The sequence below is a fragment of the Larkinella bovis genome (assembly GCF_042655385.1).
Classification (GTDB): domain Bacteria; phylum Bacteroidota; class Bacteroidia; order Cytophagales; family Spirosomataceae; genus Larkinella; species Larkinella bovis.
In genome coordinates, this window is record NZ_JBHSMA010000004.1 from 248499 (window position 1) to 260827 (window position 12329).

A 12329-nucleotide genomic window follows, 5' to 3' on the forward strand; every position below is an offset into this window, starting at 1 on the left:
CAAAAAATAACCCCAACCGATTGAGCAGTCAGGGCAAAGTAGTGGCAGAAATAAGGTTATTGAGGACAGGGAACCAGCGTTAACGGGCCCGTATCTCTCTCGATTTCCCGCACCAGCAGCACCATCGTATCAATCATCTGTTCGACCCGCTCCTGGCCGGCAATGGCATGAAAGTCCCGACGAACATCTTCCATGCAATTAAAAACCGCCACCAGCAATTCTTTGCCGCGCTCGTTGATAAAGATCAGGCTGGAACGCGAATCCCGCTCGTCCTTCATGGTATAAATATACCCATCGTCTTCCAGCAGTTTGACAATCTTACTCATCGCCTGCTTGGTGACCCCCGCCCGTCGGGCCAATTCATTATTGGTGATACCAGCGGCTTCCAGATTGCCCAGAAAGGCAATATAACTCGCTTTGAAATTCGTGAACCCTAATTCAATCAGGCGCTGTTCAATGCGCCGTCCTAAATAACGTTTTATTTTAGACATGATCCGGCCCAGCGACCGCTCACGCTCCTGATAGAAAAAATGAAAATCAAACGGTTGGGCAACCGTTACTCCATCGGTATTCATGACTCTCCTTTTTGTGTACGTATGGGCTAGACAAGTTACAATTTTTTCACGAAGTAATGCCAATAGATTCCTTTAGCGCCTGATTCAATCGCACGCCCTTATTAAAATTCTGTTAAAGCTAGCGAAAGCATGGTCAACCAAGTTGACTATCTGTTAACCAAAATTTACATTTGCACGAAGATAGTCAACCAGGTTTACCAAAACAAATTCATTAACACATCACCCGAATGGCATCAGATCAAACCACGCCCATTAAAAAGTATCTCCCGCGTCTGCTCGTGCTGGTCGTCCTGGTAGCCGCTGCTTTTTACGGTTTTCAGTCTTACCGCTACAACCAGCACTACGAAACGACGGATAACGCTCAGATTGAGGGCAGCAGCGCTCCGGTTTTGGCCCGGGTTGCCGGTTACGTCCAGCAGGTCGCCATTGAGGACTACGCAACCGTCAAACGCGGTGAAAACCTCGTCACCATCGATCCGCAGGAATATGAAGTCGTCCTGCAACAGGCCGAAGCCGATTATCAACAAACGCTGGCCGACCTTCAAACCGCCCGGGCCGATTTACAAACCGCCCAGGCCAGCCTGACCAACGTTCGGCAGAACCTGAAAGTGGCGCAATCGAATGCCGAGGTGCAATCGGCGCGGGTTTCCAAGGCGACCAACGACCTGAAGCGCGACGAAAACCTGTACAAAGGGCAATCTCTGACCCAGAAGCAACTGGACGACTCGCGCAATAACGCCGACGTGCAAACCCGGCAATACGAAGCCAATGTGCAACAGATTGCTCTGGCTAAGACTTCTGAAAACGTCGCCCAGGCGGCTATTGCCAAAGCGCAGGCCAGCATTCAGAAAGCAGAAGCGCTGCTCAACGTGAAACAGGCCGCCATCGACAACGCCAAACTCCGGCTGAGCTACGCCAGCATTTCGGCCCCCATTACCGGGAAAATCGGGAAGAAAAACGTGGTTGTCGGGCAATATGTCCAACCCGGTCAGACCCTGTTCACGATTGTCAATGACTCCACGTTCTGGGTAGTGGCCAATTTCAAGGAAACGCAACTGGAACACATGCGCGTCGGCCAGCCGGTTGACGTAAAAATCGATGCGTATCCGAATCTGGAGGTGAAAGGCAAGGTGGTTTCGCTGGCCGAAGCAACGGGTGCCAAATTCGCCCTGTTGCCGCCGGATAACGCATCGGGAAACTTTGTGAAGGTGACGCAGCGGGTTCCGGTCAAGATCGAGATTGAAAACCCCGCGAAATACAAGGACCTTCTGCGCGCCGGTCTGAGCACGGACATCGCCGTTAAAGTTCAATAACCTTATGGCACCAACAGGATTTAAAAGATGGATTGTGGTGATCACGACGGTGTCGGCGGCCATTCTGGAGTTGATCGATACGTCCATTGTCAATGTCGGACTGACACAAATGGCGGGGAATCTGGGGGTTACGATCGAAGACATTTCGTGGGTTGTCACGGCCTACGCAATTGCCAACGTGATTATCATTCCAATGACCGGTTTTTTGCAAAATTATTTTGGCCGGAAAACCTATTACATCGCATCGATCATTCTCTTCACGATTGCGTCGTATTTCTGCGGGATCGCCGACGATCTCTGGACCCTGGTCGCCTTCCGGTTTTTGCAGGGCATCGGGGGCGGAGCCTTACTGTCCACTTCGCAGGGCATCATGTACGACGCCTTTCCGCCCAACCAGCGGGCCATTGCCTCGGCGGTTTTCGGAATGGGCATCGTGATGGGGCCTACGCTGGGCCCCACGCTGGGCGGTTTTATCATCGACAACTACCACTGGAGCTGGATGTTTTTCATCAACGTCCCCATCGGAATTCTGGCGGTTTTTCTGTGCTCGACCTTCGTTGAAAAGATGCCGAACGAGTTTAACATCGACCGCAGCAAGATCAAAATTGACCAGCTCGGGATTCTGCTGCTGGCCGTCGGCATCGGTAGTTTGCAGTATGTGCTGGAACGGGGCGAAGCCGACGACTGGTTCGACGACAGCGCCATTCTGTACTTAACGGTTGCGGCCGCCATTTCCATTCCGTTATTCCTCTGGTGGGAACTCAAAACCGACAGTCCTGTCATGGATTTGCGGGTGGTAAAGAATCAGAATCTGGCGATCGGTTCCATTCTCGTGTTCATCATCGGATACGGTTTATTTACCTCGATTCTGCTGTTTCCGCTGTTTGCACAGCGCATTGTCGGTTATACGGCTACCAAAACCGGGAACATTCTGATTCCGGGCGGGGCCGTCGCGCTGATCATGTTCCCGGTGGTTGGGCGGTCGCTGGCCAGCGGAGTATCTCCGCGCCTGTTTGCCATCCTGGGTTATCTGGCGTTCATTCTGTTCTGTTTCATGATGTCGAACCTGGACGCCGACGCGGGTGAGCGTGACTTTACCTGGGCACTACTGGTTCGGGGCGCGGGTCTGGCCATGATCAATGCCCCGTTGATTAACCAGTCGATTTCAACGCTGAAACCGCAGGAACTGCCCACCGGCATTGCGTTCACGAACATGGTCCGGCAACTCGGCGGTGCGTTCGGTGTGGCCATCACGAATACCTACATCGCCCAGCGAACCGCCGTTCACCGCAGCGATCTGGTGTCGAACCTGCAAGCCGGTGATCCGGTGACCACCGACCGGCTGAATGCGATGGCCCAAAGCCTGGCATCCCGGGGCATGAATGCCCTTGATGCGGTTTCGGGCGCTTACCGGAATCTGGACGCCATTGTTTCCAAACAGTCCCTGATGATTTCGTACCTCGATACCTTCCGGTTGGCCGGGCTCTTCTTCGTTATCACCCTGCCGCTGTTGTTTTTGATGAAAAATAAAAAAATGGATGCCGCTACAGCCAAAGCAGCGGCTGATGCCGCCCACTAATTTTTAAAACGGATACGGTTTCCGCACCTATAAAGCACGTACAATGATACGAATACACCTAATTCTGGCATTGACACTGGCAACCGCCACGGTCCGGGCGCAAGCCATCCCGAACGATTTACGGGCGTTGATCAACCGGACCAATACGAATTTTCCGCGGCTGAAAGAACAGGCGCAGCAACTGCGGGCAGGACAGGTTCAGGTCGATATTGCCCGTTCGGCCTACCAGCCCAACATCACCGGCAACGGGCTCTATCAGTATGTAACGCCCGTAGCCCAGGCCACACTGCCCATCAACGGCAAGGATGCCACCATCCAGTTTCAGCCCAATCATAACGTTAACGCCAACATCGGAGTCGGGCAGACGCTTTATGATTTCGGGCGTACCGACGCCAGCATCCGGCAGGCCGCAGATCATGTGCAGATTCTGCAACATACCCTGGACCTGACCCGGCAAAACCTCGGCTATCAGGTGGCCGCAGCCTATTATGGCATCGGATTCCTGCAAAAAAGCATAACCGTTCAGGACTCCGTCATTGGAGTCGCGCAGCGAAACATTCAGGTTTTTGCCAACCGCCTGCAAAATGGGGAAGCCCTGCAGTATGATCTCTTGACGCAGCAGGTCCGTTTGAAAGCCGCTCAGAATCGAAAAATTGATTTGCAAAACAATCTGGAGCGCCAACGGGCGTTATTGACATACCTGACTGGTGATCCGAATCCGGCCATCAGTCCTGCTGCCGCTCAGTTTGAGGCACAGATCCAGCCATTCACAATTGAAGGAAGCCTGCAAACGGCTCAAACCAATAACAAAGAAATACAGTTAGCGCAAGACCGGGTCCGGGCCGCCCAGACCGATATGCTGGCTTATGAACGCAGCGGTCGGCCCAACCTGAGTTTCAGCGGGTCGGCGGGTTACCGCAACGGGTATCTGCCGGAAATTGGTTCGCTTAAATTCAACGTAGCCGCCGGAGTTAATTTGACCGTTCCGATTTATTCGGGAAAACGTTATAGTTTGCAAAACCAGGCCGCCCGGTTGAATCTGGACGCCAGCCGGTATGCCATCGAGAGTGCCAACGCACAATTGCGGCAAAATCTGGAACAACTGAATGCGGACATCCAGAGCAACCAGCAGCGGTTACAGAACCTGGAAACACAGGTGCAGCAAGCCCGGAAGGCCCTCGAAATTGCGCAGGTGCGGTTACAGTCCGGGGTAATCACACCGGTTGAATTGCAGAGCGCCGAAACCGGCGTGGAGGAAGCCGAACTGGCCCGGTTGAATTATCAGTACCAGCTTTTACTTAACCATCTGGAGTATAAACGATTGCTGGGCGAAAATTTGTGATAAACGGCAACGAAAAGTTCATTGTCTGGTAAACTAAAAAATAAAACCAGCGGTTTTTTAAGCGTGGCCCCTTACCCGAATAGCCGCTCACACCAGCAGATGCTCGTCTGCGCTATCTGACAACCTGAAAACAGCTTACGACTATGAAAGACCGCGTAACCAATATCCTCAAGAACTTTGGCGTCAACGAATCGGCCATTCACCCTACCGTTCACTTCACACGCGATCTGGGTCTGGACAGCTTGGATACGGTTGATCTAATCATGCAGTTGGAGCAGGAATTTGGCATCCGGATTCCGGACGAAGATTACTCGAAATTAACCACTTTTCAGGGCGTCGTCGATTACCTGCAAACCGAGCAGCACGTCGCTATTGTCTGACAACGACTCAACGACTCAAAAGCCGGAATATTCCCCAGGAGGAGCATTCCGGCTTTTTTTTGACCCGGTTTTTCTACTTTTTTAACAACGAAACTCCTCGTCCGATGAAACCGGGTTACATTTCCATCGATACCAGTGCGCTGCCCCGCAGCACCGGAACAACGTCGTACAGATCGTGTTGCAGGCAATAAATGATGTCTTTGTGAATACTCAGCCGATGGAGCCGCCGGACGTGGGAAGAGTTTGCCAGGAAGGCAGGCAGGTCATTTTTCCCCTGGGCGTAGAGCCGCCAGGCCATCAACCCGCTGTCTTCCGGAATCATGTATTCGTCTTTCAATCGCTCGATCAGCGCCCCGGCAAAAAGCGTATCTTCCAGGTTGACGCGCCCTTTCCAGCCCGCGCACAGAATCATGACGTCGTACCGTTCGCCCTGCAAATACCGGACAATAGCCTCCAGATTCAGGAAAGAACCTACCAGCACTTTCACCGCGTTCCGCGAACGCGTGATGGCGTACGTACCGTTCGTGGTTGTCATGGCGATGTTGGCCCCAAACAGACGCTCGTCCATGTAGCTGAACGGTGAATTGTCGAGATCGAACCCGGGGACCATTTTGGCATTCCGCTCGGCAGCCGCCAGATACCCCCGACTCTGCAACTGGCTGCATTCCTCCACCGTCGCCACCGGAATAATACTGTTGACACCGTGGGCAAAAGCCGTCACCATGCAGGACGTTGCCCGAAAAACATCGGCAACAACAACAATGGAATTTTCGAGGGAGTCCGCGTGGAGATGGAGTAAATCAGGAGTCAGACAAACGTCGATGGTTTTCATTAAAATAAAGAGCGAAAGAATGGAAGAGCGAAAGAGCGACCAGCTTTCACCCTAATCCGGTAGTAATTCGGTTAAACGATTAATTTTTTACGAAAGGTAGTTTTACGACTTGTGCTTTCAATAAACGATCGCGGACTTTGACGAAGATTTCAGAACCCGGTTTACTGTACTCCGTCGGAACGTAGCCCAGGCCGATGCCTTTGCCAAGCGTGGGCGACTGGGTCCCGGAGGTCACCTCCCCGATGCGGTTCCCATCGGCGTCGCAGAGTTCGTAATGACTGCGCGGCACCCCCCGCTCGATAAGTTCAAAACCAACCAGCTTCCGTTTCAGGCCCTGATTTTTCTGTTCCTGCAGCTTCTCGGAATGAACAAACGGCTTGGTGAACTTGGTCACCCAACCCAAACCGGCTTCCAGCGGAGAAACCGTATCATCAACATCGTTCCCATACAAGCAAAAGCCCATTTCGAGCCGTAGCGTATCCCGCGCGCCCAAACCGATGGGCTTGATGCCGTAGGGTTCGCCCGCTTTCAAAATAGCCGCCCAGACCGCTTCGGCCTGTTCGTTGGCGACGTAAATTTCAAAACCGCCCGCGCCCGTATAGCCCGTTGCCGAGACTATGACGTTGGGAAAACCGGCAAAATCCGTTTTCTCGAACGTATAATACGACATTGAATCCAGCTTGGCATTGGTCAAGGGTTGCAGCGCCTGAGCCGCCAGTGGGCCCTGCACCGCAAACAGACAGGTGCCGTCCGAAATATTGACCATCTCCACGCCATCCCCAAAATCGTTCTGGCTTTGGATCCAGTTCCAGTCTTTTTCGATGTTCGACGCATTGACCACCAGCATAAATTCGATGGGACTGATCTGATAAATCAGCAGATCATCGACGACACCACCCTGATCATTAGGCAAATAACTGTATTGCACCTTCCCGTCGAAGAGCAGTGAAGCATCGTTGGCCGACACTTTCTGAATCAGGTCGATGGCTTTTTCACCTTTCAGAATGAATTCACCCATGTGCGACACGTCGAAAATACCGACGGCGTTCCGAACGGTCTGGTGTTCTAAAAGATCGGACGAATACCGTACTGGCATCAGAAAGCCAGCAAACGGCACCATTTTTGCCCCCAGTTGTTCGTGGATTTTCTCGAGGGGGATGTGTTTTACTTCCATGCGAGTGGACGGTTGAGACTTGATCACGGGTTTTGATTCCACGCAGCACAGACGCACCGCTCTTTTTTACCCGAATTACAAAACTACCGAATTGTTGACGGTTTTCCATGTACACCAGACGCAGCTACCGGTTTCTATCCGGCTTTGTTTTTTTATTTATCTCCTCTTGCGTGTTTGCACAAGTCACCATTCAGGGTAGTGTGCAGATGGAAGGCAGCGAACAACCCGTTCCGTACGCTCTGATCAGCGAACCGCAGCACGGTTTTGGCACCTACGCCGACGCCCAGGGCCGGTTCTCAGCCCAGATTCCGGCCGGAATCGACACGTTGCTGATTAGTTGCGTGGGGTTTGAAAGTCAGCAGATTCCCCTCAGCAGCGTCTCCGACACGGCGGTTTTCCGGCTTCGTTCCAAGCCCAATGTACTAACCGAAATTGTCGTCAAAGGCCGGAAACCGCGTCTGGCCACGGTGGGTGCGATTCGGAAGCGCGCGCCGATTGTCTGGGGAAACTGTTCGGGTCGAAACATTGAATTTGCCCTGTTTGTCCGTAATCCGACCGGCATCCGGGGCTTTCTCCACCGGGTTTCATACCTGATTGCCCGCGGAGGAGTGCCGACGGCACCGTTCCGGGTGCGGATCTACGCCAATACCGATGGCGAACCAGGTCAGGATCTGCTCCCGCAAAGCGTTATTGCCGCCGGTCGCCGGGGGAATACCTGGTGCGAAGTCGACCTGTCGCCCTACCAGATTGCGTTTCCGAAAGACGGTTTATTCATTGCGATGGAATGGCTCCCGACCGACGAAGCCCGGTATAAATTTACGAATTCGTTTAAAATGCCCGATGGTCAGAAAAACGTGCGGGAGTGTTTCGGGCAATACCTGGCGTTCAACCGGGAGCTGCGAACGGCAACCTACTGGGAACGCATTAACGGTGGCTCCTGGCGACGCAACGCTCCCCTCGTCCGCACGGGTTTCGGCGAACACCCCGTCATCCAGGCCCGAATCGCGCTGGAATAAACCCCATCGCTGCTATCGCTGACCGGGATTTTAAATCCCGATCCATTGCTGCTGCGGAGTTCAACTCCGCAGCAGCCGATAACCTCATTGCTTCAGTAGTTTACGGCCCTGCAGGGTCTGGCCCTGTTCGTTCTGAATCAGGATAAAGAATAAACCCGCCGGGAAAGTTGATACGTCCAGTATGACAGAATAGCCGTTGTTAGTACGCTGCAAAACCGCCGAGCGCAGCACCAGCCCACGGGCATCGACCAGTACACTGCGGTATAACCGGTTCTGAGCCGACTCCGGAACAAACTCGATGGTCACCCGCCGGAAAGCCGGATTCGGAAAAACCCGCAGTTGCGTACCCGAACCCGGCGGAGGATTCACCGACGTAATGACATCCAGCTGAATTTCGGCGGACACGAGTTCGGCACAACCGTTTACATTCGCCCGAACCGCATACCGTCCAGACTGCGTGGCCGTGTAGGTTTGCTGCGTGGCTCCGGCAATCGGACTCCCGTTCAGGAGCCACTGGTTGCCAGTCACTGCATTGGATTTCAGGGTATAGCCGTCGCGGGTTAGGACGGGTGCCTGCGGATCCTTGAGGGTTACAACCACGGCCGTTGACGTCGCGGGCGGACATTCGCCCACGACCCGCACCTGGTAGGAACCTGCCTCCGAAACCGCCAGCGTGGCCGAGGTCGCGCCCGAAATTGGTTGCCCGTCTTTCAGCCACTGGTACGAATAGCCCTCCACCGCCTGGGCCCGCAGCGTCAGCGAGCTACCCCGGCAGATATCCGGGGACCCATCCGGCGTGATGGTTGCCACCACGGCCGAACCCGGTTTTGGCGTGACAGCCACCCGTGTCGCAGCCGGGCACCCACTGGCTTTGACCCGCAGGTTGTAAAGATAATAATAGGCATTCGTCAGGGTGTCGCTGTTGAACACCGACCCTTTCAAACTCACAATACCGGGAATCTGGAACGGAAAACCGGCAACCCCCGCATTGCTCCGAAAAATCGTGGCACCGTCTTCGTATTCGATGGCCATTTTATAGTTTCCCGCTTCGGGAATGGACAGATTCAGCAGGTATTCGGCCCCCGGATCCGTCGGATCATCGGACTGCTGGCCGGAAGGCGGATTCCCAACGGGAGTAGCAGGGTCACGCGTGGGAGTTACATCGAGGGCGACACTCGAAACCGGGGTTCCGTTCAGCCGTTGAACCGTGAAAATGATCCGCCCCGGACTGCCAATATACAAGCGCGCGCTTTCCAGCACCAGCGGCACCTGCGTGGAAATCAACGGCTGAGGACCAAAGTTGCCCGAATACGTGCCTCCTCCGAAAGTCTGTTTGGTCGCCGGGCCTACGGTTCCAGAAAACTGGTTCAGGGCGGCATAATAGGTTCCGCCGGCCGGCCGACGGAACGCAACAGCCTGGTTTCCGGCGCCAACCAGATTGCCCCCGGTGGGCGCATCGTACCAGAATGCGGTTCCGGCCCCCGTGTTGCGCAGCGACACCCCGTTGGTATCGCAGGCCGAAACCGAAAAACTGCCCTGCTCCGTCGAAGCCGCCGAGGTCGTCAAAATGCTGACGAGTTCGTCATTGGTGGTATTCTGATCACCCGCCAACCGGCTTTGAGCCGTAAACCGGTATGCCGTACCCGCCATCATCGTAACCGCCCCCCGCAGGAGTACTTGCGTTTCTTGACCCGGCCCTAAAACAGCCCGTACGGTATCGCGCAGGCTGGCAACCGCCGTTCCGAAAGGGGCCAGTACCTGCACCGTCACCGGAATATTACGTTGATCGGCAGCTCCGTAATTCCGAACCGTCACGGCCACCTGAAGCTCGGGCAAATTACAAAATCCGTTCTGGGGAGCCAGTAACGCACTAACTCCTACGTCATTCTGGGCGCGCGCAAACCGTACCAGATAGTCCTGTGTTTCGCCGTTGGCGTAATTCCCGCAGGCCAAAACCGCCCCGACATCCCCGGTTTCGACCGTTACAATCCGGAACCGGGTCAACTGACCCACCGTCAAACCGCCCGGTATGGTTACGGTGGTTGAAAAGGTGGCCGGTCCCGTCAAGACGCCCGAGGTAGCCACCCCTTCGTTGGCGTCGTCAAAATCACCATCCAGATTCCAGTCGATAAAGGCTTTCACCACAACCGGGCGGTTTTCTCCACAACTTCCCACCGCTACGCTCAGCGGCACGGGTAAGCCTACCGAAACGTCGGTCGCTACGGTTGTAAAGTCAGAATAGGTTTGACAACCGGCCCGTCCGGCCTGGTCGATCGTGCCAAACCGCACCCGGTCGATGTTGGCCGACCCCGTTGCCGTTGCAGCCGACGTACAGTAGGCCGTTCCGCCAACGCCACTAGCCACCAGTGCAAACTCCTGTTTCCCATTCCGCAGGGTGTTTTTGTGCGAAATCGTCAGCGTGTAGGTCTTCCCCGGTATGGCATCGGCCACCAGAATCTGCTCGACATTATCCCGGATGTTGTCGCCCCGCGTCGCCGGACTGGCCGGATTAGCCGGATCGAGCACCCACGGCTGGATGATCTGCGCGCCGTCGGCCAGCCGAATATCCAGGTCGTTGACCAGCCGGGGGCTGCGGTTATTCAGATTCGCCCCGGAAGCCGCCAGGGCTGTGCCTTCCGGATCCGTCCAGCAAATGGTAACCACCAGCGGCCCACGCCCCGACGCCACCAGCGATACGGTTTGCGTTTCGGACTGATTCAGCGTCCGTTCTTCCAAGAGGTGACTCTTGTCCGCATTACCAATTACGCGGGCCGCTTTTTCCGCATTCAGCAACCCCCAGCCAAACCGGTAATCGGGGCCGGGTGCATCGCCTGCTTCTTCGGTCGTATGCAGCGCCAGCCCTTTTAGCGTTGAAGAACGCATGAGTTGTCCGTCATGCAACTGAGCATAATATTCCTGCAACAACAGCAACGAACCGGATACGTTGGGAGCGGCCATTGAGGTCCCGGAAAGCGTCGTGTAGGCATTGTCATTGGCCGAACCGGTGGATAAAACACTGACGCCCACCCCCACCAGATCCGGTTTGATACGCCCGTCGTCGGTCGGCCCCCAGGAACTGAAACTCGCCAGCCGAACGTCCGCCGGTTGCCTGTATTCCGTAGCGATGCTGCTGACCGCGCCCACCGACAGAATGTTCTTGGCGTTACTATCGGTCGAAATCTGGTCGTAGCTACTCTGGTCCCTGCGCGTCGTCCGGCTCTGGGTGTTGCTACTGGCAATCCAGTGCAACGCTCCGGCACCCGGTCCGTTCTGTCCGTGCGTATTGCCCGCCGACTTCACCAGCAGATAATACGGAGCGGCTACGGCAATACGGTCCCAGTTGCGGGCGCCATTGCTGTAAATCCCAAATTTATAGTCTTCGGTCGCGCTGATGGTCGAATCCCCCCACCACTCCCATTTCACGTCCCCGGCTCGGTCGGCGTTAAACACCCAGCCCGCCAGCAGGTTATAGGAATGGTTAGAAATCAGTAAATCCGACGCGGCTGCGGCCACTTCGGCATTATCGTTCCCGAAATCATACGCTTTCAGATTGGCTCCAAAAGCCATTCCCCGCGCCCGGTTATTCAGGCCCGCCCCCATCAGGATGCCGGCCACGTGCGTGGGGTGGTTTTCTACCGTCTGCGAACTATCGCGCTGGGTCACCCGCCCGGTCAGCTCCACGTGTGTCGGACGCACTTTTCCACCGTCCCAGATGCCAAGTTTATCACGAACGGCAGCACTAGTGCCAGACAAGCGGAGACCGAGTGCTCCGCCGGTATAGAGCGCTGCGGTTCGGGTGGTTGTTCCGGCCCGGGTGGCGCTGCTGGTGGCGTTGAAAAGCAGATTCCCCTTTTCGTCCGTATCCTGAAGAATGAGCACCGTTCCGTCGGAGCGAACCTGCCGCACCGGAATAGCCCGGTTTCTGGCGATTTCAACCGCCCGGCGATAGGAAGGTCGCCGGTTTTGTTCCAGTTCCTGACTGATCCGGCTAAGGACGGTCCGTTGATTCGACGAATACAGCGGTTTCTGGGCCTGAGCGCCAACGGCCATTCCCACCAACAAGCCAACCCACAGAAATCGGAAACGTGACAGCATAAAAAAAGCTAAGCCCAACAAGT

The 12329-nt window shown here is 55.1% G+C and carries 9 protein-coding genes; 5 read left to right on the forward strand and 4 right to left on the reverse strand.

What is annotated here, in order from left to right:
* Positions 1-56: 56 nt before the first annotated feature.
* Positions 57-575: a MarR family winged helix-turn-helix transcriptional regulator gene (locus tag ACFPMF_RS14960; protein ID WP_379846401.1), complete on the reverse strand. Its 519-nt coding sequence runs from the start codon at positions 573-575 to the stop codon at positions 57-59.
* Positions 576-802: 227 nt separating this feature from the next.
* Here ACFPMF_RS14960 and ACFPMF_RS14965 point away from each other — a divergent pair, with 227 nt between their 5' ends.
* The 4 genes from ACFPMF_RS14965 to acpP all read left to right on the forward strand — a co-directional run bounded on the left by ACFPMF_RS14965 (position 803) and on the right by acpP (position 5189).
* On the forward strand, positions 803-1888 hold the full coding sequence (locus tag ACFPMF_RS14965; RefSeq protein WP_379846403.1) for an HlyD family secretion protein: 1086 nt from the start codon (positions 803-805) through the stop codon (positions 1886-1888).
* A gap of 4 nt (positions 1889-1892) precedes the next feature.
* Entirely contained in the window at positions 1893-3467 is a 1575-nt protein-coding gene (locus ACFPMF_RS14970; protein ID WP_379846405.1) for a DHA2 family efflux MFS transporter permease subunit, read from the forward strand.
* A 43-nt stretch (positions 3468-3510) separates the two neighbouring features.
* A complete protein-coding gene (locus tag ACFPMF_RS14975) occupies positions 3511-4809 on the forward strand; it encodes a TolC family protein (RefSeq protein ID WP_379846407.1) in 1299 nt (432 codons plus the stop codon).
* Between the two features lie 143 nt (positions 4810-4952).
* Positions 4953-5189: an acyl carrier protein gene (gene acpP / locus ACFPMF_RS14980; protein ID WP_379846409.1), complete on the forward strand. Its 237-nt coding sequence runs from the start codon at positions 4953-4955 to the stop codon at positions 5187-5189.
* A gap of 115 nt (positions 5190-5304) precedes the next feature.
* Here acpP and ACFPMF_RS14985 read toward each other — a convergent pair whose 3' ends face one another.
* A complete protein-coding gene (locus ACFPMF_RS14985) occupies positions 5305-6021 on the reverse strand; it encodes a 2-phosphosulfolactate phosphatase (RefSeq protein WP_379846411.1) in 717 nt (238 codons plus the stop codon).
* 79 nt (positions 6022-6100) lie between these two features.
* Entirely contained in the window at positions 6101-7195 is a 1095-nt protein-coding gene (gcvT, locus tag ACFPMF_RS14990) for a glycine cleavage system aminomethyltransferase GcvT (RefSeq protein WP_379846414.1), read from the reverse strand.
* A 170-nt stretch (positions 7196-7365) separates the two neighbouring features.
* On the opposite strand from gcvT, the gene ACFPMF_RS14995 reads away from it, so the two are divergent.
* Complete coding sequence (locus ACFPMF_RS14995; protein WP_379846417.1) at positions 7366-8211, forward strand: carboxypeptidase-like regulatory domain-containing protein; 846 nt, start codon at positions 7366-7368, stop codon at positions 8209-8211.
* 84 nt (positions 8212-8295) lie between these two features.
* On the opposite strand, the gene ACFPMF_RS15000 is transcribed toward ACFPMF_RS14995, so the two are convergent.
* Complete coding sequence (locus tag ACFPMF_RS15000) at positions 8296-12306, reverse strand: S8 family serine peptidase (protein ID WP_379846420.1); 4011 nt, start codon at positions 12304-12306, stop codon at positions 8296-8298.
* Positions 12307-12329 lie beyond the last annotated feature (23 nt).